This window comes from Fluctibacter halophilus (assembly GCF_020687825.1).
Taxonomy (GTDB): Bacteria; Pseudomonadota; Gammaproteobacteria; order Enterobacterales; family Alteromonadaceae; genus Fluctibacter; species Fluctibacter halophilus.
This window is the reverse complement of record NZ_JAJEWP010000001.1, coordinates 1185585-1210517: the sequence shown is the minus strand read 5'-3', so window position 1 is coordinate 1210517 and position 24933 is coordinate 1185585. Positions and strand designations below refer to the sequence as shown.

At 50.7% G+C, this 24933-nt stretch carries 29 protein-coding genes; 7 read left to right on the top strand and 22 right to left on the bottom strand.

The genetic code is table 11. The features are described 5' to 3' along the window. Positions 1–94 precede the first annotated feature (94 nt). Both LJ739_RS05610 and LJ739_RS05605 read left to right on the top strand, forming a co-directional pair. The gene (locus LJ739_RS05610; protein WP_229157880.1) at positions 95–886 is read left to right on the top strand and encodes a glucosaminidase domain-containing protein; all 792 of its coding nucleotides are present in this window, start codon (positions 95–97) and stop codon (positions 884–886) included. Then, a complete protein-coding gene (locus LJ739_RS05605) occupies positions 883–1524 on the top strand; it encodes a DUF2987 domain-containing protein (protein ID WP_229157878.1) in 642 nt (213 codons plus the stop codon). Before LJ739_RS05610 ends, LJ739_RS05605 begins: the two co-directional genes overlap by 4 nt. An 18-nt stretch (positions 1525–1542) precedes the next feature. Here LJ739_RS05605 and rssA read toward each other — a convergent pair whose 3' ends face one another. The 12 genes from rssA to ccoN form a co-directional block, all read right to left on the bottom strand. Further along, entirely contained in the window at positions 1543–2493 is a 951-nt protein-coding gene (gene rssA, locus LJ739_RS05600; RefSeq protein ID WP_229157876.1) for a patatin-like phospholipase RssA, read from the bottom strand. A gap of 16 nt (positions 2494–2509) precedes the next feature. After that, a complete protein-coding gene (gene ttcA, locus LJ739_RS05595; protein WP_229157874.1) occupies positions 2510–3421 on the bottom strand; it encodes a tRNA 2-thiocytidine(32) synthetase TtcA in 912 nt (303 codons plus the stop codon). Between the two features lie 153 nt (positions 3422–3574). Beyond that, the gene (gene uspE / locus LJ739_RS05590) at positions 3575–4507 is read right to left on the bottom strand and encodes a universal stress protein UspE (protein WP_229157872.1); all 933 of its coding nucleotides are present in this window, start codon (positions 4505–4507) and stop codon (positions 3575–3577) included. A 77-nt stretch (positions 4508–4584) separates the two neighbouring features. Beyond that, positions 4585–5340 (bottom strand): fumarate/nitrate reduction transcriptional regulator Fnr, encoded by a 756-nt coding sequence (gene fnr, locus LJ739_RS05585; protein WP_229157870.1) that lies wholly within the window; start codon positions 5338–5340, stop codon positions 4585–4587. Between the two features lie 14 nt (positions 5341–5354). Further along, the gene (locus tag LJ739_RS05580) at positions 5355–6032 is read right to left on the bottom strand and encodes a sulfite exporter TauE/SafE family protein (protein WP_229157868.1); all 678 of its coding nucleotides are present in this window, start codon (positions 6030–6032) and stop codon (positions 5355–5357) included. Next, positions 6016–6234 carry a cbb3-type cytochrome oxidase assembly protein CcoS gene (gene ccoS / locus LJ739_RS05575; protein WP_229157866.1) on the bottom strand — a complete coding sequence of 73 codons (219 nt, stop codon included), beginning with the start codon at positions 6232–6234 and terminating at the stop codon, positions 6016–6018. The genes LJ739_RS05580 and ccoS overlap by 17 nt, the downstream gene beginning before the upstream one ends. Further along, positions 6235–8622: a heavy metal translocating P-type ATPase gene (locus LJ739_RS05570; RefSeq protein ID WP_229157864.1), complete on the bottom strand. Its 2388-nt coding sequence runs from the start codon at positions 8620–8622 to the stop codon at positions 6235–6237. Continuing rightward, positions 8622–9101, bottom strand: coding sequence for a FixH family protein (locus tag LJ739_RS05565; RefSeq protein ID WP_229157862.1), 480 nt, complete (start codon positions 9099–9101; stop codon positions 8622–8624). The genes LJ739_RS05570 and LJ739_RS05565 overlap by 1 nt, the downstream gene beginning before the upstream one ends. A 77-nt stretch (positions 9102–9178) precedes the next feature. Then, positions 9179–10132 (bottom strand): cytochrome-c oxidase, cbb3-type subunit III, encoded by a 954-nt coding sequence (ccoP, locus tag LJ739_RS05560; protein ID WP_229157860.1) that lies wholly within the window; start codon positions 10130–10132, stop codon positions 9179–9181. Continuing rightward, complete coding sequence (locus LJ739_RS05555) at positions 10125–10310, bottom strand: cbb3-type cytochrome oxidase subunit 3 (RefSeq protein WP_229157858.1); 186 nt, start codon at positions 10308–10310, stop codon at positions 10125–10127. The genes ccoP and LJ739_RS05555 overlap by 8 nt, the downstream gene beginning before the upstream one ends. Before the next feature lies 1 nt (position 10311). Beyond that, entirely contained in the window at positions 10312–10917 is a 606-nt protein-coding gene (ccoO, locus tag LJ739_RS05550; RefSeq protein ID WP_229157856.1) for a cytochrome-c oxidase, cbb3-type subunit II, read from the bottom strand. Positions 10918–10928: 11 nt separating this feature from the next. Next, positions 10929–12362: a cytochrome-c oxidase, cbb3-type subunit I gene (ccoN, locus tag LJ739_RS05545; RefSeq protein WP_229157854.1), complete on the bottom strand. Its 1434-nt coding sequence runs from the start codon at positions 12360–12362 to the stop codon at positions 10929–10931. 303 nt (positions 12363–12665) lie between these two features. Here ccoN and LJ739_RS05540 point away from each other — a divergent pair, with 303 nt between their 5' ends. Next, a complete protein-coding gene (locus tag LJ739_RS05540; protein ID WP_229157852.1) occupies positions 12666–13100 on the top strand; it encodes a hypothetical protein in 435 nt (144 codons plus the stop codon). 7 nt (positions 13101–13107) lie between these two features. Here LJ739_RS05540 and bfr (LJ739_RS05535) read toward each other — a convergent pair whose 3' ends face one another. The 5 genes from bfr (LJ739_RS05535) to LJ739_RS05515 form a co-directional block, all read right to left on the bottom strand. Continuing rightward, a complete protein-coding gene (gene bfr / locus LJ739_RS05535; protein ID WP_229157850.1) occupies positions 13108–13575 on the bottom strand; it encodes a bacterioferritin in 468 nt (155 codons plus the stop codon). Then, positions 13575–14054, bottom strand: a complete 480-nt coding sequence (gene bfr, locus LJ739_RS05530) for a bacterioferritin (protein WP_229157849.1) — start codon at positions 14052–14054, stop codon at positions 13575–13577. Before bfr (LJ739_RS05530) ends, bfr (LJ739_RS05535) begins: the two co-directional genes overlap by 1 nt. A gap of 102 nt (positions 14055–14156) precedes the next feature. Then, positions 14157–15749: a cation:proton antiporter domain-containing protein gene (locus LJ739_RS05525; RefSeq protein WP_229157848.1), complete on the bottom strand. Its 1593-nt coding sequence runs from the start codon at positions 15747–15749 to the stop codon at positions 14157–14159. Between the two features lie 78 nt (positions 15750–15827). Beyond that, entirely contained in the window at positions 15828–16334 is a 507-nt protein-coding gene (locus LJ739_RS05520; RefSeq protein ID WP_229157846.1) for a hypothetical protein, read from the bottom strand. Positions 16335–16416: 82 nt separating this feature from the next. Continuing rightward, positions 16417–17286 carry a D-Ala-D-Ala carboxypeptidase family metallohydrolase gene (locus tag LJ739_RS05515; RefSeq protein WP_229157844.1) on the bottom strand — a complete coding sequence of 290 codons (870 nt, stop codon included), beginning with the start codon at positions 17284–17286 and terminating at the stop codon, positions 16417–16419. A gap of 92 nt (positions 17287–17378) precedes the next feature. Here LJ739_RS05515 and LJ739_RS05510 point away from each other — a divergent pair, with 92 nt between their 5' ends. The 3 genes from LJ739_RS05510 to LJ739_RS05500 are packed head-to-tail and all read left to right on the top strand — an operon-like array spanning position 17379 to position 19789. After that, on the top strand, positions 17379–18218 hold the full coding sequence (locus LJ739_RS05510) for a type 2 periplasmic-binding domain-containing protein (protein ID WP_229157842.1): 840 nt from the start codon (positions 17379–17381) through the stop codon (positions 18216–18218). Between the two features lie 26 nt (positions 18219–18244). Then, entirely contained in the window at positions 18245–18745 is a 501-nt protein-coding gene (locus LJ739_RS05505) for an MliC family protein (RefSeq protein WP_229157839.1), read from the top strand. 15 nt (positions 18746–18760) lie between these two features. After that, the gene (locus LJ739_RS05500; protein WP_229157837.1) at positions 18761–19789 is read left to right on the top strand and encodes an oxidoreductase; all 1029 of its coding nucleotides are present in this window, start codon (positions 18761–18763) and stop codon (positions 19787–19789) included. Positions 19790–19971: 182 nt separating this feature from the next. Here the strand turns inward: LJ739_RS05500 and LJ739_RS05495 are convergent, their stop codons facing one another. Then, positions 19972–20535, bottom strand: coding sequence for a hypothetical protein (locus tag LJ739_RS05495; protein WP_229157835.1), 564 nt, complete (start codon positions 20533–20535; stop codon positions 19972–19974). Between the two features lie 23 nt (positions 20536–20558). Then, positions 20559–21308: a zinc-dependent metalloprotease family protein gene (locus LJ739_RS05490; protein ID WP_229157833.1), complete on the bottom strand. Its 750-nt coding sequence runs from the start codon at positions 21306–21308 to the stop codon at positions 20559–20561. 285 nt (positions 21309–21593) lie between these two features. On the opposite strand from LJ739_RS05490, the gene LJ739_RS05485 reads away from it, so the two are divergent. Then, entirely contained in the window at positions 21594–22241 is a 648-nt protein-coding gene (locus LJ739_RS05485) for a phosphoribosyltransferase (protein WP_229157832.1), read from the top strand. 48 nt (positions 22242–22289) lie between these two features. Here LJ739_RS05485 and LJ739_RS05480 read toward each other — a convergent pair whose 3' ends face one another. From LJ739_RS05480 to LJ739_RS05470, 3 genes are all read right to left on the bottom strand, one after another. Next, positions 22290–22568, bottom strand: coding sequence for a hypothetical protein (locus LJ739_RS05480; RefSeq protein WP_229157830.1), 279 nt, complete (start codon positions 22566–22568; stop codon positions 22290–22292). Positions 22569–22746: 178 nt separating this feature from the next. After that, positions 22747–24102 carry a 3-oxoacyl-ACP reductase gene (locus LJ739_RS05475; RefSeq protein WP_229157828.1) on the bottom strand — a complete coding sequence of 452 codons (1356 nt, stop codon included), beginning with the start codon at positions 24100–24102 and terminating at the stop codon, positions 22747–22749. Between the two features lie 79 nt (positions 24103–24181). Continuing rightward, the gene (locus LJ739_RS05470; RefSeq protein WP_229157825.1) at positions 24182–24817 is read right to left on the bottom strand and encodes a hypothetical protein; all 636 of its coding nucleotides are present in this window, start codon (positions 24815–24817) and stop codon (positions 24182–24184) included. Between the last annotated feature and the right edge of the window lie 116 nt (positions 24818–24933).

The following is a 24933-nucleotide window of genomic DNA, read 5'->3' as shown; positions in this document are numbered from 1 at the left end:
ACTGTGTTGTCGTTGAATTCGTTATACTGGATAGAAAGGGTAAACCATGCGGCTAGAGTCTGGAGGCTTTATGACGAACGGGCAAGCAGTTTCAATGCACACTGGATCATCAACAACCAAACGGGTGCTATTGGCCGTTTTCTGGTTCATGGCGGCCTATGCAGCATTGTACCCGTGGATAGAACGCACATCGCCTGAGCCGGGTACCAGCAAACAAAAACTCGCGCCGGGCATTCCTGATTTTGCGGCGATCAGTGACGTCCAAACTAAGAAGCAGGCGTTTTTTTCCTATCTGTTGCCAGAAATTCACCGCCAGAATGAGCAGGTTTTGGCGGAACGCCACTTTGTGATGGGAATGCAGGACAAGCTTGCCCGTGGTGAAACATTAAGTCCCGCACAGCAACAACGGGTAGATACGCTGGCAAAAAAATACAAAATCAAAGAAGATAACAGCCTGTCTGAAACACTGACAGTCTTATTGCGCAGGGCGGATATCATTCCCCCCGAACTGGTACTGGCGCAGGCGGCCAATGAGTCTGCCTGGGGAACCAGCCGATTTGCCCGCCGTGGCTATAACTTCTTTGGCCTGTGGTGTTTTAAACGCGGTTGTGGGTTCGTACCCAAACAGCGCAACGACGGCGCAGCCCATGAGGTCGCCAAGTTCCGAGATTTGTCACATGCCACGATGACCTATATACGCAATCTGAACCGTCATTATGCGTACAAAGAACTGCGTGATATCCGCGCCAGTTTACGCCAAAACCAGCAAGACATCACTGCTGAAGCGCTCGTGCAGGGGCTGTCGCGTTATTCAGAGCGTGGTCAGGCCTACATTGATGAACTGCTTCAAATGATCCGTTACAACAGGAAGTACATGCAAGTATGACCCCCCTAAAATCCTTATTGATGGGCAGTGCAGTGGCACTGCTCAGCTCAGCCGTGTGCGCAGATCCCCTTGAGGTTGAATACGCCAGCTTTTATAGCCATTTACGGAAACTGGATAACGAAGACCTGACTGCACTGCAGTTTTCGTTCGGCTTTAAACACGTTGGAACGTCGACCCTGTGTCATATAGAAAACGCCTTGGTGCATACCGATAAACAAGACATTCCGTTGGTGGTTACCCCGGAACAACGCTTCCATTTGCCGTATGAAAAAGCCCTTAAACTGGCACAGGCTACCGTCAGGATTGAACTGACAGAACCGTCTAACCAATGTGATATGTCGGTGTTGTTGGAAACCAAGCCGGAATACCTTAAAACCCACTATCAGTCTGAAGAACTGACATTATTGCTGGATCAGTACCGTGCATTTTTTGATGACATGGGGGGCTTTTTGTCGTTTATGATGCCCGATGCCGTTGGCTTGAAGTTCTGGTTTGATGGAGAGGTGAGTACGTCGCTGACAAACGTCACCGTCACCGATGGTACACTGACTCTGCCTGAACAAATCATCGCTCAGGGTGAGGCTATCGAGTTCGGTACACTACCCAAGCGCATTACCGCCATTACTGACGGCGAATGATCGTGACGGGCGGCTGCGTCAGTCGAGATGCAACTGGTATTTAATCTGCTCTGCGACGCGGGCTACACTGCGTCGCCCTTCTTCGATAAGTTCCTGCGCGCGGTGAAATTCCATAATGCCAAAATCACGCAATTGAGGTTCAATCAGAATGTCAGGCGGGTCGCCGGCCAGCCGCGAACGGGTTACGCGAGCTTGCAAAATTTCTAGTGAGCTGGACATGACACCGATGATGCTGGGGGCAGGGGATGAAGGCATTTGTTGCAACTCCTGCTCATCGCTTAGGGTGTCATCGTCGATTGTTTCGTCGTCCTTGTCTTTGCCTTTGAACCATTGCTGCACGATGGCATGGCTCTTACGGAAAAATTCATTGGTACGTTGCTGAATTTTTTCATGCTCAACCTTGGTTTCTTCCAGTAGCTGTGGGCGAAAATCGGCGCTGAGGTTTATGGCGATGACAAAGTCAGCACCTAACTGCCGGCAAAGGTTGACCGGAACAGGGTTAACAACCGCGCCATCCACCAACCAACGACCATCAACTGCAGATGGCGGGAAAAGGGCTGGGATGGCACAGGAGGCACGCACGGCCGGATTAATTGCACCTTCGGTAAAGCTGACTTCTTTACCGCTGTACAAATCGGTGGCGACCACGGCAAAGGGTTTGTCCAGCTCATTGAAGTGGGTTGCACTGAATTGCTCTTCAAGTACCTGGAACACCTTCTGTCCGCTGGCCAGACCGCCTTTGCGTAAGCCAACGCCCATCAGTGACAACACTTGCCATTCCGTCAAAGAACTGGCCCATTCTCCAAGGGGTTGCAGCTTTCCACTGGTATAAGCCGCGCCAACGTAAGCGCCGATGGAGCAGCCTGCAACGACATCAATGTTGATCCCGAGTTCTTCAAGGGCCTGAATGATACCGATATGGGCCCATCCGCGCGCTGCGCCACTGCCTAACGCCAGACCGATTTTCATACTGCCTCCTTGTCTGTTAACTCAGGTTTACGATGGGAACCCGCTGTTGTTCGCTGTCTGCTGTCGACGGTGATTCAAAACTGACCGGGTCAAATCCGGTATCGCCATCTTCAAACGGCGTGTCCTGGGTTTTTAAGCCGGCAAAATCATACAACCGCGGGTCTGCCAGGTGGGATGGTGCGACATTACCAATTGCCCGGCTCATGCTCTCGATTCGACCAGGGAACTGTTTGTCCCATTGCTGAAGCATGGCTTTGACAGCCTGGCGTTGCAGATTTTCCTGAGAGCCGCATAAGTTACAGGGAATAATGGGGAAATCCACCAATTCAGCGTAGCGCGCGATGTCTTTTTCGGTGCAATAGGCCAACGGTCGGATAACAATGTGTTCACCGTTGTCGCTGATCAGCTTGGGCGGCATTGCTTTCATTTTGCCACCGTGAAACATGTTTAACATCAGTGTTTCTAGCATGTCATCGCGGTGATGGCCGAGGGCGATCTTGGTGGCCCCCAGTTCTTTTGCGGTTCGGTACAGGATACCTCGACGCAAACGACTGCATAACGAGCAGGTGGTTTTGCCTTCCGGAATCTTGTCGGTCACGATGGAGTAGGTGTCTTCTTCGACAATGCGATAGTCGATACCGAGCTCGGACAGGTACTTTGGCAACACCTCTTCTGGAAATCCGGGTTGCTTCTGATCCAGGTTAACAGCGACAATCGAAAAATCGATAGGCGCATGCCTTTGCAGGTAGAGCAGAATATCCAACATGGTATAGCTGTCTTTGCCACCGGACAGGCATACCATGACCTTGTCTCCCTGTTCAATCATGTTGAAATCACCGATCGCTTTGCCAGCATTGCGACGCAGACGTTTTTGCAGTTTATTAAAACTGTATTTTTGTTTGCTGGTCAGGGAATCTACAGGTTTCATTGGCTCACCACATCGTTTGAATCTGAACCCGTTATTACGGGGCGCGCAATTATAGCGAAATTTACAGCGAATGAAATCCGTTTACACTGCCTCGGCGGGGGGATAATAAAAACAGGACGACTCAGCGGTCGCCCTTTTGAAGTCTGAAGGGGGTTAAGGACGTATCGGGGATTCAAAACCGGTTGGCTTTAACGCCAGCACATCGCAATCGAGGCGATCGATAACATGTTCGGCGGTATTGCCGATAAGCGCTGCGGATATCCCAACCCGACCAACGGTGCCAATCACTACCAGTTCGGCGTCAATCAGTTTTGCAACCGCTGGAATTGCATCTTCAGGCAAACCTTCACGAATATGGCATTGGTCCATACTGATGTCATAGCGGCTGATGTGTTTTTGCATCGACTCTGTGTGATAGGCCTTGACTGAATCCCGGTAACCTTTGGGATCAAATTCAGGAATTTCGATGGCAATGTTTACCGGCGTGCCGGGATATGCATTAACCAGATTGACGGTACCTTTGAGCAGTTCTGCCATGGTTTGGGCTGTTTCGGTAACCACATCGTTCAATTGCGCATGGGCCTCGTCGTCAGTTCCGACATTCACCGCACCGATGATCTGGCCACCCTGAGGCCAATCATGCTCTTTCACCAGCAATACCGGCGTAGGGGCTTTACGTAATAAATGCCAATCGGTCGGCGTGAAGATAACGGATTTGAGGGTGTCGTGATCTTGCGTGCCTTTGACGATCAGATCATATTGGCTTTCAATGGCCTCCAATACGATGCTTTCATAAGGCCGATTATGCCAAACCACTTTGATGTCTACGGCTACGAGGTCTGTGTCGACCTGGTGCTCGATCAATGCAGACACCCAGTCAGTCCGGTCATCGACCACTGCCTGACGCATGGTTTCGCGTTCTTCCACCGATAACATGGTGGTCATGTCATAGGAGAAATCATAGATCGTCAGGAACGCCGTTACACTGGCATTGGTCTTTTGCGCCAATTCCACTGCCCGTTTGAGGGCTTTCTGTTGGTCTGTTTCAGGGTCTATGACGGCCAGTATTTTGCTGAAAAATCCCATGGTTTTCTTTTCCTGTACAATGCGTTAGCTGAATAAAGTGTATGTACAGATTAACCGATTTTCCAACCAAAACGTTGTTATAGATCAGCGATCACCGTTTTTGGGTGGCAGGGGGTCAGGTCTGCTTTGTGTTCACTGAGTTTTTGTTTTAACGCATCCTGATCGAGAATTTCGATCAGTTTACCGTCAACATGGATGAGACCCTCTTTCTGAAAACGGCTCAGCAAGCGACTGACGGTTTCAACCGTTAGCCCCAGATAATTGCCGATCTCGTTGCGGGTCATGGTCAGGTTAAATGCCTGGGCAGAAAAGCCTCGGGCAGCAAATCGTTGTGAGAGATTGAGTAAAAAGTGGCTCAATCGTTCCTCAGCATTGCGTTTATTCAACAGCATCATCAAATCGTGATCCTGTTTGATTTCGGTGCTCATCATGGTCATCATCTGACGACGCAAGGTTGGAAGCTGAGCACTGATCTGATCCAGTGTCTGATAAGGGATTTCGCAAACCATAGAGGTCTCCATGGCTTGTGTGAAACTCTGATGTTCGTTATTGCGCAGGGCATCAAAGCCGATAATATCACCGGGCAAATGGAAGCCGGTGATTTGCTGCTCACCATCTTTGGCCATGATATACGACTTAAATGAACCACTGCGCACCGCATACAGCGACGTAAACGGCATTTCAGGCTCGGTGAGTTTGTCATTCTTATGTAACGGCCGCTTACGTTGAATGATGTCATCCAATGATGCCATTTCCCGTTGATCCAGCGAGACCGGAATACACAAGTGACTGAAACTGCAGTTTTGGCAGCGGATGGTGAAGTTATCGCTCATAAGCCCGAAATCCGTTAGTTGACCCAGGCATTATGTACGTTAGCACCCAACAATATCAACCCTGTGAGCACCAAAATCAGACTGATTGTTTTTCGAAACAAGGCGTTAGCCATTAATTCTCGCACTGTCGTAGCACTGCTGCCGACCGTTAACAGTGCCGGCAGGGTACCCAGGCCAAACGCGAACATAACACCAGCCCCCATTAGCGCTGAACCGCTTGCCATGCTCCAGGTCAGTGTTGAATAGACCAAGCCACAGGGCAGCCAGCCCCAAACGATACCATAGCCCAGCGCATAAAAGGGGTTCTTGAACGGTACCCAACGTTTACCCAGTGGCTGAAGGCGTCGCCAGATGCGATGGCCAAGGCTTTCGAGTCGGCTCAGAACGGTCCACCACTGGCCAAGATACAGACCTAGCAAGATCAGAAATATTGCACTGATCATGCCCAACCAAACGCCGGCACCTGAAATGCCGTAGGTGGCGATACCGCCCAGACTGCCGGTAATGGCGCCGGCCACCGAGTAACTGAAAATGCGTCCAAAATTATACGCCAGGTGATAGGGCCAGGCGGCTTTTTGGCGAGGAATAGCAAAGCTTAATGCGCTGACGACCCCGCCGCACATACCGATACAGTGAACACTGCCGGCCAGCCCAATCAAAAAGGCTGAAACAAGGTTAAGATCGGTTGTCATCGTCGGTCTTGTTTGGCTGACCCGATGGGACTTTTGAGGTGTTATTGTTATTTGTGTCCTTCACATCATCGTCGAATAAGATGCTGTAGCCCTGGCGCTCCAGATCATCGAACTGATTACTTTTTACCGCCCAGAAAAAAACACCAATAGCGACCAGTACCAGCACAATGGCAATGGGGATCAACACATAAATGATACTCATCTAAATTCGTTCCTTGAGTAGTCGTGTGGAGTTAGACACCACCAGTATAGAACTGAGTGACATGCCAATGACAGCGAGCCAGGGCGTCAATAGCCCGCAGACGGCCAACGGCAATATGACTACGTTGTATCCGAGTGCCCATGCCATGTTTTGTTTGATGATGCGGCGACTGTCGCGGGCAGTTGAAAACAGGTCAGCAATGACGGGAAGATTATCCCCAAGCAACACCACATCGGCAGAGCGCTTGGCCATATCCGCCGCATTGCCCATGGCGATTGAAACACTCGCCGCGGCCAATACGGGTGCGTCATTGATGCCATCTCCCATCATCATTACCGGGTGTTTTCGCTGTTGTTGGGTGACGTAGCTGACCTTTTGATCCGGCGATTGCTGCCACAGCACAGTGTCGATACCAAGGGTTTTGGCAACCCGGATCGCCTGAGCTTCTCGATCCCCGCTCAACAGTGTGGTGGGCAACGGTGCCAGGCTATCGACAAAGGCCTGAGCGTTGTCTCTGATTTCGTCCGTTAACGAGAACGCGCCCAATAGCACGCCATTGGCGGACAGGAACACGTTTGCCATGACATAGTCATTGCCACAATCTTGCCCTGCAAAGGTACAGTTACCGATCCGGTAGGTGATCCCATCAACTGTACCTTCAATGCCGCCCCCCGGAACAACGGTGACGCTACTAACGGGCAAGGGGACAGGGTGATTAAACCCTTTCGACAGAGGGTGTTCGGACACCTGTTCCAGGCTGGTTGCGATTTGCAGTAAACGGTCTTTAGGAATGTCAGCACATTGCCAGGTGTGAGACAGGCTAAAATGGCCTTTGGTCAGGGTGCCGGTTTTATCCAGAACCACTTCTTTTACGTCAAGTACCTGCTCCAACACATCAGCACGTTTGATCAATAATCCGTGCCTGTTTAATCGTGCCACCGCGCAGGTCAATGCCGTGGGTGTGGCAAGGCTAAGTGCGCAAGGGCAGGTTGCGACCAGCACGGCGATGAGGATCCAGAACGCCTGCTGGGGATCGATCCATTGCCAGGCGATGTAACTTGCCGCGGCGATGATCAATACCAGCGCAATGAAATGTCGGGAGGTGCGATCGGCAAAGTGAGCGATGGCAGGCTTCTGGGCCATGGCCAGCTCCTGCATACGAATGATCTGATTTACCAACGCGTTTTTAAGGGTCTTACTGACGGTAATGATCAGTGGTGACTGTTGATTGACCGTCCCGCCAAAAACAGGGTCACCCTGAGATTTACTGACCGGTTCAAATTCGCCGCTTAGCATCGATTCATCGATGTCACTGTGCCCGGTATGGATAATGCCATCAATGGGGACCGTCTCACCGGCTTTGACCAATACCTGCTGGCCAATGGTAAGGTGCTTGGCCAGCACCAAACGTTGTTCGCTACCTTCCACAATAGTGGCAGAAACGGGGATATGTTTTAGCATGTTGGCGGAGGCCTGTGCTGAACGGTATCGACTGCGTTGTTCCAGATAGCGGCTTACCAACAGCAGGAAGACAAACATGCATACCGATTCAAAATAGATGTCGCCATCACCGGTCACAGTTGCCCAGCCACTGGCGAGGTAGGTGCCAAGAATGGCTAACGACACCGAAACGTCCATATTCAGGAACCGCGCTTTCAGGGCATTCCAGGCACTGACAAAAAAGCCGCTGCCCGCATACACCACAACAGGTGTGGTCAGCAACAGACTCAGCCAGTGAAAATACTGTTTTACATCAGGCTCGATGTCGCCAAATAACCCAAAATACAACCCGATGGCCAGCATCATGACCTGCATGGTCATTAAACCCGCCAGCCCAAGCTTCTTTAACAGGGTTTTGCTGGAATGCTGGTAAAGGCGTTCGTGCTGATCCGGTTCAAAGGGCAGTGCGTGGTAACCAATCTGTTCAATGGATGCCAGGATTTGACTGAGCTTCAGTCGTTGAGGATCCCAGCTGATTGTTGCCCGACGGGCGGAAACGTTAACAGCAACTTGGAGGATCCCTTCGATTTTGGCCAATTGTTTTTCAATCAGCCAGCCACAAGCCGCGCAACTGATGCCGTCTATGGAAAGCTGAATGGTTTGTTTATTGCCGCTATCGACCACAAACTCATCTTGAATATCGGCATGGTCAAACACCGAAAGCTTGTCCAGTGTGCCAGCCAACTGTGTATCGCCCTGGGCGGCAAAGTCACTTCTGAAACGGTAATAATCGTCAAGACCCGATGAACAAATGGCCTCGGCCACCGCAGCACACCCGGGGCAGCACATCGCCCGTGACTCTCCGCACACGGTAGCGCTGTATGTTGTATCTGCGGGTAATGGCAGACCGCAGTGAAAACACTGTTGAGACGATGGCTGCAGATTCATCAGGGCACGAAAGTGATGGCATCACTGCGGGGCAGGGCAACGGTTTCAGCCAGCTTCCACTGTTCGTCGATGGGCATTACCGTGATACGCCATTTACCGGCCAGCGAATGATCCAATGTCGCACGGAATACGCCGCTGGCATCGCGGTTGGCCATGACAATCAAGTCTTTGTCTTCGAGTGTGGCATGGCGAAAAGCCAGTTTTAATGTGCCGGTTTGAGGTGGTATGTTGCCGCTAAGGTTAAAGCTCAATGATGTTCCGCTCACGCGCAGTTGTCCGGTGAGTCCCATCGCTTTGGCTTCCTGATATTTCACCAGCTCGAGATTGATGCCTTTACCTTGCTTGTAATAGTCATCAACAACCAGGCTGTCTTTGGTATTCAAGGCCAGATTTAACATGGTGAATGACAAAACCATCGAAACCAGTGGGATAGTAATTAAAAACCACGGCCAGAATTGCTTGTACCAGGGTTTGGGCATGTGAATGCTTTCCAATGTGAATGACTGCCAAAAAAAAGCCCCGGCTGACCGAGGCTTTGGTTTACCGCTAGCGCAGTTTAATTGTCTTGAGACAGGCTGTAAACGTACGCAGAGACCAGATGCACTTTCTTTTCGCCCAACGTATCTTTGAACGACGGCATGACACCGGCACGGCCATATTTGAGCGTTTCAGTGACGGTTTCTTTGGTGGAACCGTACAACCAGATATTGTCAGTCAGGTTCGGCGCACCAAATGCCTGGTTACCTTTACCGTCCGGGCCGTGGCAAGCTGCACAGGCAGCGAAGCGCGCTTCGCCGGCCTCTTTAAGCTGCTGGTCGACCTGACGACCGCTTAAGCTCAAAGTGTAGGCAACCACTTCTTCAATACCTTGCTCGCCGAAGGCGTCCAACCAAGCCGGCATCATGGCATTACGGCCATTCAGCAGGGTTTCTTTGATTTTTGCCGGTGTGCCACCGTACAGCCAGTCATTGTCGGTCAGGTTCGGAAATCCGCGCTGACCACGGGCATCAGATCCGTGACACTGGGAGCAGTTCTGCAAAAACAAACGCTGTCCAATTTTCAGTGCTTCTTCATCTTTGGCCAACACTTCAATAGGCTGTGAGGCGTATTTGTCGAAGATGGGTCCAAACCGTTCTTCTGCCTGGGCAATTTCACGGTCGTACTGCACCAATTCACCATTTTGTTTCGCCAGTTCTACCGCTTCACGGGACTCGGCCAGGCTCTGAATGTTTTGGTTGGAACTCTTCCAACCTAGCAAACCGGCAAAGTTACCGAGACCGGGGTAGGCTGCCAGGTAGATCAGGCCCCATACCAGCACGATGTAGAACAAAATGGTCCACCAACGGGGCAGCGGATTGTTGATTTCAATGATGCCGTCAAAGGAATGATGCATATCATCACCTTCTTCAACACCGGTTTTATTCAGCAAACACCAGCGCAACAACAGGTAACAGCCCAAGATAGAGCCCAGTGTGATTACTGAAACCCAGATACTCCAAAAGCTACTCATTTACGGAAGACTCCTGCTTATTTTTTGTTGTCTGTTGTTGTGGTTCATCATCGAACACCAGGTTTTGTGCTTGGTCAAAACGCGTCTTGGCGCGTTTACTGAAAGCCCATAACACAATGCCCATGAAACAGACAAAGACGACAACAGTAAAAATACTGCCAACTAATCCATAATCCATGTTATTTCAACGCCGTTCCCAGTGATTGCAGGTAAGCAATCAGGGCTTCCATTTCCGTTTTACCTTGCACTGCGGCTTTCGCGCCAGCAATGTCTTCATCGGTATACGGGACGCCAAAACCACGGAAGACTTCCATTTTTTCGGCAGTCAACTCACCATCCAGTGTGTTTTCTGCCAACCAGGGAAAGCCTGGCATATTGGACTCTGGTACCACATCACGTGGATTGATCAGGTGCACACGGTGCCACTCATCGCTGTAACGTCCACCGACACGGGCCAAATCAGGTCCGGTACGTTTTGAGCCCCACAAGAAGGGGTGTTCCCAGACAGACTCACCGGCAACGGAATAGTGACCGTAACGCTCAGTTTCTGCCCGGAACGGACGAATCATCTGACTGTGACAGCCGACGCAGCCTTCACGGATGTAGATATCGCGGCCTTCCAACTGTAATGCGGTATAAGGCTTCAGGCCGTCAACTTTTTCCATGGTTTGCTGTTGGTACATCAGCGGTGTGATTTCAACCATCGCACCGAAACTGATTGCCACCAGGATGAAAACGGTCAGCAGGCCAACGTTCTTTTCAACTAATTCATGTACGTTTTTCATCGCAATACTCCTTATGCAGCCTGAGCCTGAGGTTCAGCATCAAATGCTTCACGTGGGGTGCGAATGGTTTTGTACACGTTCCACGCCATCAGCAACATACCGGCAACAACAAACACACCGCCGATAAATCGAACCACATAGAATGGATAGGACGCTTCAAGCGATTCTACGAAGCTGTAGGTCAGGGTGCCGTCGGCATTCACTGCACGCCACATCAGACCTTGCAGTACACCTGACATCCACATCGCAACGATGTACAACACAACGCCGATGGTGGCCAGCCAGAAGTGTACGTTGACCCATTTCACGCTGTACATGCTGGGTCGGTCGAACAGTATGGGGATCAGGTGATAAATAGAGCCGATAGAAACCATCGCAACCCAACCCAATGCGCCGGAGTGAACGTGTCCGATTGTCCAGTCGGTGTAATGTGACAGCGCATTAACTGTCTTGATTGCCATCATCGGACCTTCAAAGGTCGACATACCGTAGAAAGACAATGAAACGATCAGGAAGCGAAGAATGGGGTCGGTACGCAGTTTATGCCACGCGCCAGACAGGGTCATGATACCGTTGATCATCCCGCCCCAGGACGGTACGAACAGGATCACCGACATCACCATACCCAGAGACTGTGTCCAGTCTGGCAGGGCAGTGTAGTGTAAGTGGTGAGGACCGGCCCAGATGTACAGGGAAATCAGCGCCCAGAAGTGGATAACCGACAAACGATAAGAGTAAACCGGGCGACCCGCTTGTTTAGGCACGAAGTAGTACATCATGCCCAGGAACCCTGCTGTCAGGAAGAAACCTACCGCGTTGTGTCCGTACCACCATTGCATCATGGCATCGACGGCACCCGCGTACAGCGAGTAGGACTTGGTAAAGGACACCGGAATCGCCATGCTGTTACCAATATGCAATACAGCAACGGTCAGCATAAAGGCGCCGAAGAACCAGTTGGCAACGTAAATGTGCGACGTGCGTCGAATGATCACGGTACCAAAGAAATTGATGATATATGCGACCCAAACCAGTGTGATCAGAATATCAATCGGCCACTCAAGTTCTGCATACTCTTTACTTGAGGTAATCCCCAACGGCAGCGTGATGGCTGCAAGCACAATAACCGCCTGCCATCCCCAGAAGGTGAACGACGCCAGCTTGTCACTGAAAAGTCTTACCTGTGAGGTTCGCTGTACCACGTAGTAGGAGGTAGCAAACAAGGCACAGCCGCCAAACGCGAAAATAACAGCGTTGGTATGCAGCGGGCGCAAGCGCGAGAACGTAAGGTATGGGATGTCGAAATTCAGGGCTGGTAGAAACAGCTGAGCGGCAATAAACACGCCAACTGCCATGCCCACGATCCCCCACACTACCGTCATTACGGCAAACTGCCGAACAACCTTGTAGTTGTAATCAGGGTGTGCTTGACTGATTTCACTCATGTTGTTGGATCTTCCACTTCTAGATTATTGTTGTTTACCTGAGCAGTGTCAGGCGTAAACGGTTTGGGTGCGTAAAAAACCTAACCATTTGATACAGTTGCCAATGTAGGTTTTTCGGCGCGCATGATAAAGTGTTTGGCCTTAAAAAGATAGCCTAAACACGGAGTCCTTGATCTCAATCAAACCGAGCGAAATCAGCGCCCAGTTTTTCACCATTGGTTACCGAATAAAGCAGACCAAATAATGACCATCGCGAGCAAAAACTACTCACCCGTTTCCAAGTTATTCGTCCTCAGTATAGTCATGATTCTGATAGTTTCACTAGGACAGTGGTTATCCAACGACGACACGGGTCCAGTGGTGCAGGGAACCCGGTGTACGCTGGAGCAGGGAGGATGCACGTTTGAAACCGGTGGGCAGCGTATTCGCATCTCCCTCGATAGCCAGACTGTTCCTCTTGAAACACTGTTTACCCTGCATATGACCTACCCACACAGCCTTACCTTTAAACAAGCCTGGATAGAAGGTGTGAACATGTTTATGGGCAAAATGCAGGTGGTACCGCTGTCGCAACCGTCCCGCGAGGGCGAAAACACCACGCTCGATGCCGAGAGCTTCCTGGGCAGTTGCTCTGAACCGCACATGGAGTGGCGAATGGTGGTTGAGTTTGTACAAGAAGAGAAACAACCGCCGCTGCGCCTCGAGCTCTATTTTGACACTCAGCGTAGCGGCGATTAAAAACCGTTCAGAGTTGGGATTGCAGGTAGTTTTGTAATCCAAGGCGCTTGATCAGCCCCAACTGTTGTTCCAGCCAATAGGCGTGATCCATTTCCGTGTCATCCAGAAGCACCATTAACATGTCCCGGGTGACGTAATCCTGTTCCTGCTCACAAAGGGCGATGGTTTCCTTGAGTTTTTCCGTGACCGCGTATTCAACCCGTAAATCACTTTCCAGCATGGAGGGAACATCTGTACCGACTTTAAACCCTTCGCGCTGGGTCATGTCCGGAACACCTTCCAGAAACAACATGCGCTCAATCAGTTTTGTGGCATGGGTTTTCTCATCATCGAACTCGTGAGCGATCCGTTCATACAATTTGCTCAAACCCCAGTCATGGTACATTTGAGAATGGATAAAATACTGATCCATTGCCGCCAGTTCATAGGCCAGTAAGCGGTTCAGTGCTTCAATTATGACGTTTTTACCTTGCATCAGTCGTCTCCCTCGGTGATTTGGGCTTGCAGGTAGTTTTCAATGCCCATGTTGGTGATCTGGTAATCCTGGGTTTCCAGCCAGTCGACATGCTCTTCTTCATACTCAAGGATATCTTCTAACAGATCCCGCGACACATAATCCTGTTCCTTTTCACACAGAGCAATCGCGTTGCGCACCAAGGGCAGGGCGGCGAGTTGAAAGTCCATGTCACACTTGAGCATTTCTGTGGGCTCTTCGCCAATCATCAGTTTGCCTAACATCTGTAGGTTCGGCAGTCCCTGCAGAAATAAAATGCGTTCAATCAGGGCATCGGCTTGTTTCATGTCCTTGATCGATTTTTTGTAGCAAACATCATTCAGACGTTTCAGCCCCCAGTTTTTGTACATCCTGGCGTGCAAAAAGTATTGATTGATGGAGGTCAGCTCACTGGTCAGCACTTCATTGAGTGCGCTGATGACCTGTTTATTGCCTTGCATGATATTTTCCCTAAGTTTGGCACAGACCGCTAAGTATAGCGGACGGCTAAGAGGAAGTAAAAATACTTTATAAAACAGTGGGATAGATAATGGGAATGATTATTATTGTGGACTCGTTTCGTACTTGGGAGACGCCTTTATCAACTGCAGACTCTCTTCCGCAAAACCGGTACCGGCTTCGGTGAAGAAGTTAAACACCTTATCGGAGCCTGCATCGAGCAACGGCTGGATTTCATCTTCATAACGCGCGATTGCGGCGACTTTGCCGGTAAATCCGGCGGCCCTCAGTTGCCCGGTAATATTGCTGATGTCTTCGGTTGACGGGACGGCCAGCAATACCAGCTCGACGCCGGACAAATCGGTATTTTCCCAGAAATCGATGTCTTCACCATCCCCGACCAGCGCCTGAAGGCCCTGTTGTTGCAGACGGCGGATACGCACCGGGTCGGCATCCATGCCCCATACACAGTCACCCAGCACATTGGCCAATGCAGTGTAAGCACCTTTGCCTACCCGCCCCAGTCCCATCACAAGAACCTTGGCATTGGTGGGTTGTATATACGTGTCTTCTGCCAGTCGGATGGGGTGCTGATAACGACGCAAGTGGTCTTTCAGGCGACGATACTGCTGGTGCGAGTGACGGTAGCTAAACCCAGTAAACAGGAATGATATGGATACTGCGATAGCCAGTATCACCAGCCATTGTTGCGGCAACGTGCCCAGGCTGACCAGTAAGGCAATGACAATCAGGCCAAATTCACTGTAGTTACCCAGCACCAGACTACCCAGGTAGGCCGTGCGGGCGCGCAGGCGCAAGCCGGTAAACAGGCGGAAGAACGCGGCGAACTTTAACGGCAGCAGCGTACAAAGGATCAAGGCGGTTATAACCATGTCCAGGGTGGGGAGCGCAGTAAAGCCGATGGAGAGGAAAAAACCGATCAGGAACAAGTCTTTAAAGCCCATCAGCGCTTTGGCCAATTCGGTGGATTTGGGATGGCGCGCGATGATCATGCCCACGATCAGTGCTCCCAGGTCACCTTTTACGCCGACCAGTTCGAATAGCTCATAGGCACCCAATGCAAACATGAATCCGGTGAGGGGCAGCAACTCGCCGTGTCCCGTCGCCTCAAGCAGACGGCGCCAAACAGGACGGGTAAACAGCAGTAGTGGCAAGAGTAACGCCCATAAGGTGGGCGTTTTCCCGGTTGCAACGACCAGAAATACAACCGCAAAAATGTCCTGCATGATCAGGATCCCCACGGCGAGCTTGCCATGGCGGGTCTTTATTTCACCACTGTCTTCCAGCAGTTTTACGATACAGACAGTGCTAGAAAAACTCAGTGCAAACGCCAGCAAGGCGGCATCAGACCAACTCAACAGGGCGAAATGTCCTGCGCCCAGATAGGCCAGTAACATGAACAGACCGCTGGAGATACCTATCCAAACAATGGCATGAGAGATACTGCCCAGCCAGACCTCTCGCTTGATCAAATCCCGTATGTTGAGTTTGAGCCCAATGGTAAACAGCATTAAGGTGATGCCCAGTTCAGCAAGGGTAGATAGCGCTGGCGACGCCTGGTAGCCCAATGCATTTAACAGGAAACCTGCGCACAGAAAACCGATCAACGGTGGAAGGTTGATGGTTTTAACGGCCAGCCCACAAGCAAAGGCGAAAAGAATATAAGCGAAGTCCACGTATGCGATCCGGTGATTGTCTATATAGAGAAAGTATGTAGAACAGGTATTACATTAAAACGTAGCTACTGACGGTATTCAATTAAATTGTTTGCTATCAAGGAGTTCTGTGAGATTGATCAATTCCTGCAGTAATTCATTTTCACGGATTTTGAGCTCTCCCAGGGCGAAGGTTATTTCCGCTTCACGTTGCTTAACCTGATCATAGGTCATGGACTGCAATTCGACATGTTTGCGCTTTGAAATTGGCGCTCGCACGACCTGTTGCGGGACGTTAGTTGTGACCGTCGTGGTAGTGGGTGCTGGAGGAGAGGCCTTCGTAGCAACCGGCTTGCGCGCAGCTGCCGTTTGTTTTTGTTGTCGTTTTGCCAGTTCCAGTTTGTGCAACTCATACTGTCGCTTCGACAGTTCTGCTTTGTCAATCAGCTCCAGTTTACTGGCAAACCGGTCCAATGCGGAGCGATTCACCACCAACCCGAGTTCCAGGCACTGATTATGTGTCTTTTCAAATTGCCGGTAATTGTTCTGGCGGATGATCCGTTTCACCAGTTCAATTTTTTCGACTTTCAGCTTTGACTCAAACATATATCGGCCGGTTGTTTCTACGAGCAAACCCGTTGTTCATTGTTATGTTATCGGAAAGTTTCCACAAAGCTACAGTTTTGATTCACCAACGGGCAGGGTAACCGCGCACATCGACATGAATGAAACCGGTATGTTTGCGGGTAGGGACATACAGACCCAGCCCGCCTTTATAGTCGGGAGAGGAACGCATAAACCGCTCAGCCAAGCCAAAAAGAAACTTGGCATCGGATGCATTGTGCTGACCATCTCGGTTTAAATCATCCAGCCTGCCATCCTGGTCAACATCGACATAAATATCTGCCGCATTGCCATACATGTGCTGGCTGTGATTAATGTTGTCCAGTTGTTGATTGTAATGGGGCGTTCGGTAGCCCGAAATAAAGCCAAAACCTTGAATGTCGAAGCCTTGCTGTTCGATGGCTGCACGAAAGTCTTCCAGAAAAGCCAGCAGTTTGTCATTCAGATACAGATACTTGGGAAACTCTCCGGGTTGTTTGCTGATAAACGGTCGTAACGAAAAATGATCGGTGATTTGCATATCCACTAACCGTGGCGACACCTGTAAAAAGCCGGCAGGGGGTTGATGGGCTGCGGTATTTTGTTTGGGGGGGACAGGGTAGGTGCCGATCATGTAATTCCCCAGCCGACCATTTCTGACCCGTTCTGCAGGGATAAGTGAAAATACCTGCAAGGTAAAATCCTCGCCCCCTTGTTGTGATTGCCACTGGTAGGTCTGATGCGACGCATCGACGATGATCGCCACATTTGGCGCATCGTGGTCAGTCTGCCAACCGCTGGGTAATGCCACCTCAACGGTCTGGCCGGGTACCCGGAACACCGAATGCAGCGAACCTTTAACGTTGACACCATCAATAAGGATCCGGGCCATTACCGGGGAATTACACAACAAACAGCCAACGACGGTGATGATGGGGACAAAAGATTTTTTCATAGCAAATACAGGCTCAACTTCTTCAGAGTACAGAATGGCATATGCTTGGGTGTTGCGCTATATCTAGTGATGGCAAGATGAAAAGGTTCGACATGTTAAAAAGCGTCCTGTTTTTGATCGGGATATTGTCGACTGCTGCGGTGTCTGCTGACCCCATGGTCGAACAGATGGTGGTACGGATAGCGGGACCGCAAACCGAAAATGATCCCAGTTTTGACTATTTTTCTGGTCTGTTGACGGAAGTATTCCGCGTTACAGAAAACGACTACAGGCCGGTTGATCTCCAGGTCGTGCCATTTCCAGGGCAGGGCCGAACGGTGCTTGAATTGGCCCAGGGACGGCGGTTTGATGTGATATGGACGGCTAAAAGTCCATTGCGGGATGATACCCTCAAACGCATATCCTTACCGCTAATGCGCAATGGCCTGGGGTGGCGGGGGTTTGTTATCCGCGCTGATCGGCAGGAAGCGTTTCGCCAAATACACGATTTAAAATCGCTGAGTAAACTACGTGCCTGTCAGGGACAGCACTGGCCAGATGCGGATATTCTGGAAATGGCAGGCCTGCCGGTATTGCGCATCGAAAGTATTGACACCATGTTTGCAATGGTGGCGAATTCCCGCTGTGATTATCTGCCACTGAGTGTGTTCGAAGGCAAGGGTGAAACCAATAACGCCCGAGTCACATACCCGGAATTACGCTTTTTTACCGATACCCTGTTGGCGTATTCACTCAGCATGCATTTTTTTGTACATCCCCAGAATACCTTGCTGGCGCAGCGCATTGAACGTGGACTGATGCAACTGGAAGCGGTAGGCTGGATAGAAGAATACATGCGAAACCATCGCCTAACCGCGAGTGCGTTTCCGTTGGAACAGTTTGCATCGTCGCACGTGATCGAAATCGGTGATGTTCAGGCACTGGCGTTTTAACCCAACTGATTTACAAGGAATTCAGTATGATGTCGACCCGTTTGCTCGCTATCAGCGCATTGCTGCTCTTACTGTCTGGTTGCCAGACGTTGGACAATCAGAGCACAGACAATGCGCTACCTGCACAAACAGTGCTGGAAAACGGCAAAGTTGGTCCGGCGTGCCTGGATTACTTTGATGGCTGCAATCAATGTCGACGAATGTATATCAACGGTCCCGCTGCCTGCACCAAAAAGGCCTGCCAGACCTATAAAAAGCCCGTTTGCCATAAAACGGCGTCCGCGGATATGCCAACCTACTCAGAATTTCGATGTGGCGAGGGAACCATCATCGTTATCCATCATGCTGACAGTGCTCGAATTAGCGGAGCAATGCTCGCCGAGCCTTTTGAACTGCCACGGGTCACCAGTGCGTCGGGGCTGAAATATGCAGACGGCCAGCGGGCCTTCTGGCAAAAGGTGGATGAAGCAACGTTACAATTGTCCCAGGATGGCGACACTGTCCAGTGCCAACTGATCCCCCGATAAAAAACTGAAGCGATGATGACCCCGATAAAGGTAGGTCTGGTGGGCTTTGGCTTCTCAGCCACCACCTTCCATTTACCCTTTTTGAATGCACTGGCGTGTTTTGCAGTGCGAGGCGTGATGAGCTCCCGACCGGATGACGTCAGGGCGGTACTGCCGGACGTCACGGTGTGTGACACCATTGATGCGTTGTGTGAGAACCCGGACATTGAACTGGTGGTGATCACAGCGCCCAATGCACATCATTACGGCCTTGCCAATACCGCCATAGCCGCGGGCAAGCATGTGGTGGTCGACAAGCCCTTTGTTACCCGAAGTGCCGATGGCCAGGCCCTCATCGACGCGGCAAAACAGCAGGGTACAGTGTTATCGGTGTTCCACAATCGTCGTTGGGACGGCGACTTTCTTAGCGTTAAACAGCTGCTCGCAGAAAAACGCCTCGGTGAACTCCGGTATATGTCGAGTCACTTCGACCGGTTTCGGCCACAGGTTCGTGATCGCTGGCGGGAAACCGATCAGGACGGGGGAGGGATCCTATACGATCTCGGCCCTCACCTGATTGACCAGGCGTTGGTGCTGTTTGGTTACCCTCAAGCGTTAACCGCCCACTGTGAAACCTTGCGTGAAAATGGCAAAACCTGTGACTTTTTTGATGTGATGCTGCATTACCCAGGCCTGAAAGTACGACTGCACAGCAGTCCGTTCAACGCCGCACCGAATCCCCGGTTTTCGTTACAAGGAACATTAGGCAGTGCGGTTTTCACGGGTTTAGACCCGCAGGAAGATCAATTAAAGCGCGGCGTGCTTCCCGGAAGCGCCGGTTGGGGCGAATACCCACAGGAACAATTCGCACAGGTTTACCTGTCAGAGCAGCAACAATTGCTTCAACCTCAATCGGGTGACTACGCACATTATTACCGACAACTTGCCGAAGCTATTCGTTTGAACGAAAAGCCTTCCGTCACCGCATCGTCAGCGCTGCAAAGTATTCAGTTACTAGAATATGCCGTGCAAAGCTCAAACGACGGCAAAACCATCTGCTTTTAAAAGTAAGGGCCTGGCAATGCGGAAAACCGTGAGAGGTAGTTGTAGTTAATCGCTTTGTGAATGTGTATCTGGATTAGGGTTTAATGCTAAAATAGTTAATTTAACATAATATACATTATGCGTACTTTGGTATATTTCTACGGGGACAGTCTTATTCCGGCAAGTCACAGTGATATCAGCGCCTATCGCGCAATTTCTTCAGCTTCAGTAACAACACTGAGCAAGCCAGTTGCAACATCAACAAGTAAGGGTTTATCGGCACACTTGAAAAGCACGGCATGTGCTGATTGATCGAACACCGGTTGTGATTGTATCCATGCGCCGATGGTTGCTGTTTTATGCACGTGCTGTCTTGTCGCTGACAATGTCTGGGCAATGTCGTCGGTGCTGTATGATGCGATTACTTTACCACTGCTATCAAACACCGTGACGGCGTGGTCCGTGAAGCGATTAAGCCATTCATCCACTAAAATGACCTGGCCGTTGTCGGATACAAACGCAAAGCGAGGTCCGAATCGATGAGCGATCTCAGACGACCAGGATACGTTTACGCCATCTTGGTAATTGAATACGCTTATCGACGCGCGGGTTTCGTTTCGGCGAATGACAAGACGATACTGACCCGATGGTGAAACATATTCTCTGACAGGATCTGGTACCGCGATAATATCAGTCGCTGCGTGCACCTGTGCTGCGAACAACAACATTAGCAATGCCCACATAACGTGGGCAACGACTGTTTTCATGTATGTTTCAATGCAAATAGCGTTTAACAGGCCGTTCTGCGTTTTGGAATAAACAACGCGGTCATGGCCATCATCAACAACCATGTGGCTGGTTCAGGCATTTCCTGTACGAAACGTGAATTATACACTTCGGCAATTTGTGCATCGGTCAGGTTTGACAATCCAAGTCCGTCCGGACTGATGTCATTCAGCGACGTTGGCACACTGCGACTACCGCCTGATGTCATCAGATTTTCAGCGCCACCGGCACCGAAGCCGCCGTGGGTCAATCCAATCACATGGCCTATTTCATGGGCGATGGTGTCGTATCTGTTAATGTCAAAAATATTGTCAGATATGAAGATCCCGGTGCGATTAACACAAAACGCGGCATAAATGGGGGCGCCACATCCCAATCCGAAGAAACCGGCACTACTATCCAATAAATCAACGAAGAACATATTGATGGCCAGGGTTGCATTGGAATCGTTGATGTTGGCATCGGCATAGTCAATCATGGCGATGGCTTCGTTATCCAACTCGCCATTGGCAGGATTAGAATCAATATCAACGTCCAGCCAGTCTGTTTCGAGGATCTGTGCCGACGACAGGAAATTGATATCAATACCGGCCTGAGCCCAGATTTTATCGGTAAAGTTTTCAAAAAAGTTCATACCCGCGCAGGTCGTACCGGCATCGTCACAGACCTGGATCGGTTTAATGTCGATAAATGCAGCGTGGGCGCGTAAGAATGGAAATGACAGCAACAACAACAACGTAATGGTTAGTTTCATGGTTAACAACCTGGTTTAAGAGTGTGTATGCTTGCGGTTATTTTTTAAGCACATCGCATACCACAAGACACATTGTGTTGTTTATCAAAGCGTTAGGTTTTTTTCGTCACGGCGATCAACAAAAAATGATAAAAAAGCTGACAAAATAAACCCCATCCACCCCCTACCCTCGATTGGCCCGTTATCAAAGTAGATTGAACGCCCGCTTATGACCTGCCCTTTACTGACGAAAATCACAAAGTCGGTCTATACCTTTAGTGAGTGTACGATTGGAGTGTGTACCCAGTGGACTTCCCTTTCAGAGATCGGTTGCGAGCCGGTCAATTATTGGCCGAGGAACTCAAACGTTACCGTCGGGCTAAGGATACTTTGATCCTGGCGTTACCTCGCGGCGGTGTGCCGGTGGGATGTGAATTGGCATTGGCGTTGGGCCTGCCATTTGACATGCTGTCAGTCAGAAAGCTGACCGTTCCCGGTGAACCGGAACTGGCCATGGGCGCGATTGCATCCGGAGATGTGGTGGCGTTAAACGACGATATCATTGCGCATTATGGTGTAAAGCAATCTGATATTGACCAGGCAATAGCACGTGAAAAAGTGGAATTAAACCGTCGTCAGGCCGTGTATCGGGGTGATAAACCGTTTCCCGAATTAGAAGGAAAGACCGTCATTCTGGTGGATGACGGCATCGCTACCGGTGCAACCATAAAAGCAGCGATACGCGCGCTACACAGTGCACAGCCGCGCAGCGTTATTGTTGCTGTGCCCGTCGGTTGTGAGGATGCCCTGCCTGACATCAGGGCATTAGCAGATGAACTGGTGTGTCTACACACGCCCGTTCCTTTTGTTGCGGTTGGTTGCTGGTACAATGAATTTCCTCAAGCCAGTGACCAAACCGTCCTGCAACACCTATCCCGGGTGTGGACAGAGTAAACGGCAGCCCGTTTGCCGATTTGCATGGACAACCGCGAAGATCACCGGTTAGAGTTTCTTTTTCAATCGCTGGAAGCTGTGTTTCAGTTCTTCGCCAAGTAACTTCAGGGCCGCGCCAACATCACCTGACGCATCCTGCGCTTCCTGGCCAAACGCTTCTGCTTTGTGACTGAACTGTTGCCACTTTTTTTCCACTTTGTCCCATTCGTCTTTGGCATCAGCTTTAAACAGGTGTGCTTTTACGGTTAGCTCATCCTTCTCTCGACGCACGTCGTTCATCAGGCGGTCGAGTTCTTTTTGCAATTGCGCTTTGTCGATGGATACCATGGTTGCTTTCCTTGTTGTGAATATCAGACGTTTTGCAACGCAAACGTTCAGACGGCGCTGCATCATCTACAGTGTAAGTCAGATCTCATTGCTGTAAATGGCACTGACAAGGAATTGTGACATTAACCGGCCAAGCTTTGACGTACATCAATTTGCGGTAGTGCAATTGAGCGAAGCCTCAGGCGCCAAGTAGTTGTTGACCGCAAACCCTGATGGTATTTCCCGACATTGCCGGGCCTGCTTCTGTTGCCAGGCAAGCGATCACCTGAGCGACGTCCATCGGGATCCCGCCTTGTTTAAAGGCGTTCAGACGACGGCCGACTTCCCGGGTGACAAAAGGCATTTTACGGGTCATTGGGGTTTCAATAAATCCTGGCGCAACAGCGCAGGCACTGATCCCCTGCTCCGCCAATGTTTCGGCGAGTCCATCGACATATCCTATCAACGCGGCCTTGGTATATCCGTAATTGGTTTGGCCATAATTGCCGGCTATGCCACTGATGGAAGACAGGTATACCAAGCGAGCCCCTTGTTTAAGGGCGCCTTGTGCCAAAAGCGCCTTGTCCATGCCAATAATGGCGTTCAGATTGACGTCCATCACTTGTTGCCATTGGTTTTGGTCCATATTGGCAAACGATTTGTCCCGTGTAATTCCTGCATTATGAACAAACACATCAATGCCGGGTTCGCCAATTCGTGACAGGCACTGTAGCAACAATTTTGGTGCTTCCGGTGAGGTAATGTCTATTGCCAGCGGAATGCCCTGGCAGGCGCTAGCGGCTTCTTCCAATGCCTGCTTAGCGCCCGGTACGTCAACGCAGATAACCTTTGCCCCTTCCTGTGCCAGACGCAAGACGGTTGCGCGCCCAATACCACCGGCGGCACCCGTGACAACCGCGACTTTTCCGCGCAATGGTTCAGCTTGCCAGGACGTTGAGGGTGCCGTTGATGGATTCAGGGTGATGACCTGCCCTGTTACGTAACAGGTATGTTCAGTGGCAAAGAAGTTCAGCGCGGCGGCAATATGGTGATGTGCGCCATCGGGAACAGAGATCAGATTGACCCGGGTACCAAAACGTCCCAGTTCTTTGGCCAATGAACGGGTGAACCCGCGTAAACCGGAATGGCATGCGCAATTCACTGGCTCATGACGTTGCGGTGCTGTGGATAGCACCACTACACTGGCGCATTGATTCAGACCGCGCATCAATGGTTGGCATTGGCGATATAACTGTTCAATCGTCTGACCATTCAGTCCCTGCAGCGCATCGATGATCAACAGATCAATGGTTCCTGTTGCCGTTGTTTGTGGAGGCTGTATCAACGAGGCGCCACTGCCCTCCAATGCGCTGCGCACGCCACTCCCGTTTTCTGGACCACCAAGTTCGACGTGCATGACGCGCTTGCCTGTCATTGGTTGGGGTAAAAAGCGCTCCTGAGTGCGCGCGAGTGGAACAGGGTTTGGCACGCTGAAACTGCGCAACAACCAGCCACTGACAGGATTGGCGTGCAAGCGTTGGAGAAGATCAGGCATGGTCTACTTCGGTTCTGTGGGCTGAGTGCGCTATGGTAAGTCAATCGTGGCTTGCTTGGAAGGCGCAAACACCGCCAGCTTAGCTTACCAACAGTTCAAATTGCCGCTGCGCAATTCCGGCCTGGGCAAACGATAGCTTGCCATCCACCAGACCCAGTGCGCGATTGTTGATGATCGCGTCACGGGTAGACACAAGATAGCCAGTGACTGTGGCTTCATCGTTTCCTTGCGCCTGTAATGCCGAAGCAAGGCTATGACTGTGAGATAGCTCTTTTAATTGGGTAAGACTATCCAGACGGCTTAACCGATCGCTGAGGCGTTGATCACGGTTCAGGTAATCAAGAAACTGTTGTTGGCTTTTGGACAACGATTGTCCGGCAACGGCTTGCCACTGCCCGTCAATGTTTGCCAGTGCCGGCATTTCTGCAACATTGTAGTTTTGCGCCAGTTGCTCGACTTCATCCTTAACCTGCTGACCGTAAAAGGCCCACATGTCCTCAACGGTTTGGTGAGAAACGGTGCTTTCTCCGTTGACGATACCGTCTACCAGGGCGTCCATCGAAGGCAGGCTGCTAAGGCTTTGATGAACTTCATCTATCCCTGCGCTGGGAGTTTGCTGGCTGCGCTTTACCACCTCATCCAACGACGTGGATTGGTTGGATTTGGGGTCAAGATAGTCAAACAATGACAGGCGTTGGTTTTGAATGCTGTTCACGGTAAACCCAATGGGTGGAGTGTTGTGATTACTAAGCAAATCAGGCGCCAGCTTTTCTATTTTTTACCCAAAAGAGTGGAATATCAGCGAACATGGGTTACGCGTAACCCGTTACG

What these genes read in the sequence shown, in the direction of transcription:
- LJ739_RS05610 (WP_229157880.1), top strand. Translation starts at nt 95, where the DNA reads ATGCACACTGGATCATCAACAACCAAACGGGTGCTATTGGCCGTTTTC.
- LJ739_RS05605 (WP_229157878.1), top strand. Translation starts at nt 883, where the DNA reads ATGACCCCCCTAAAATCCTTATTGATGGGCAGTGCAGTGGCACTGCTC.
- rssA (WP_229157876.1), bottom strand. Translation starts at nt 2,493, where the DNA reads ATGAAAATCGGTCTGGCGTTAGGCAGTGGCGCAGCGCGCGGATGGGCC.
- ttcA (WP_229157874.1), bottom strand. Translation starts at nt 3,421, where the DNA reads ATGAAACCTGTAGATTCCCTGACCAGCAAACAAAAATACAGTTTTAAT.
- uspE (WP_229157872.1), bottom strand. Translation starts at nt 4,507, where the DNA reads ATGGGATTTTTCAGCAAAATACTGGCCGTCATAGACCCTGAAACAGAC.
- fnr (WP_229157870.1), bottom strand. Translation starts at nt 5,340, where the DNA reads ATGAGCGATAACTTCACCATCCGCTGCCAAAACTGCAGTTTCAGTCAC.
- LJ739_RS05580 (WP_229157868.1), bottom strand. Translation starts at nt 6,032, where the DNA reads ATGACAACCGATCTTAACCTTGTTTCAGCCTTTTTGATTGGGCTGGCC.
- ccoS (WP_229157866.1), bottom strand. Translation starts at nt 6,234, where the DNA reads ATGAGTATCATTTATGTGTTGATCCCCATTGCCATTGTGCTGGTACTG.
- LJ739_RS05570 (WP_229157864.1), bottom strand. Translation starts at nt 8,622, where the DNA reads ATGAATCTGCAGCCATCGTCTCAACAGTGTTTTCACTGCGGTCTGCCA.
- LJ739_RS05565 (WP_229157862.1), bottom strand. Translation starts at nt 9,101, where the DNA reads ATGCCCAAACCCTGGTACAAGCAATTCTGGCCGTGGTTTTTAATTACT.
- ccoP (WP_229157860.1), bottom strand. Translation starts at nt 10,132, where the DNA reads ATGAGTAGCTTTTGGAGTATCTGGGTTTCAGTAATCACACTGGGCTCT.
- LJ739_RS05555 (WP_229157858.1), bottom strand. Translation starts at nt 10,310, where the DNA reads ATGGATTATGGATTAGTTGGCAGTATTTTTACTGTTGTCGTCTTTGTC.
- ccoO (WP_229157856.1), bottom strand. Translation starts at nt 10,917, where the DNA reads ATGAAAAACGTACATGAATTAGTTGAAAAGAACGTTGGCCTGCTGACC.
- ccoN (WP_229157854.1), bottom strand. Translation starts at nt 12,362, where the DNA reads ATGAGTGAAATCAGTCAAGCACACCCTGATTACAACTACAAGGTTGTT.
- LJ739_RS05540 (WP_229157852.1), top strand. Translation starts at nt 12,666, where the DNA reads ATGATTCTGATAGTTTCACTAGGACAGTGGTTATCCAACGACGACACG.
- bfr (WP_229157850.1), bottom strand. Translation starts at nt 13,575, where the DNA reads ATGCAAGGTAAAAACGTCATAATTGAAGCACTGAACCGCTTACTGGCC.
- bfr (WP_229157849.1), bottom strand. Translation starts at nt 14,054, where the DNA reads ATGCAAGGCAATAAACAGGTCATCAGCGCACTCAATGAAGTGCTGACC.
- LJ739_RS05520 (WP_229157846.1), bottom strand. Translation starts at nt 16,334, where the DNA reads ATGTTTGAGTCAAAGCTGAAAGTCGAAAAAATTGAACTGGTGAAACGG.
- LJ739_RS05515 (WP_229157844.1), bottom strand. Translation starts at nt 17,286, where the DNA reads ATGAAAAAATCTTTTGTCCCCATCATCACCGTCGTTGGCTGTTTGTTG.
- LJ739_RS05510 (WP_229157842.1), top strand. Translation starts at nt 17,379, where the DNA reads ATGTTAAAAAGCGTCCTGTTTTTGATCGGGATATTGTCGACTGCTGCG.
- LJ739_RS05505 (WP_229157839.1), top strand. Translation starts at nt 18,245, where the DNA reads ATGATGTCGACCCGTTTGCTCGCTATCAGCGCATTGCTGCTCTTACTG.
- LJ739_RS05500 (WP_229157837.1), top strand. Translation starts at nt 18,761, where the DNA reads ATGACCCCGATAAAGGTAGGTCTGGTGGGCTTTGGCTTCTCAGCCACC.
- LJ739_RS05495 (WP_229157835.1), bottom strand. Translation starts at nt 20,535, where the DNA reads ATGAAAACAGTCGTTGCCCACGTTATGTGGGCATTGCTAATGTTGTTG.
- LJ739_RS05490 (WP_229157833.1), bottom strand. Translation starts at nt 21,308, where the DNA reads ATGAAACTAACCATTACGTTGTTGTTGTTGCTGTCATTTCCATTCTTA.
- LJ739_RS05480 (WP_229157830.1), bottom strand. Translation starts at nt 22,568, where the DNA reads ATGGTATCCATCGACAAAGCGCAATTGCAAAAAGAACTCGACCGCCTG.
- LJ739_RS05475 (WP_229157828.1), bottom strand. Translation starts at nt 24,102, where the DNA reads ATGCCTGATCTTCTCCAACGCTTGCACGCCAATCCTGTCAGTGGCTGG.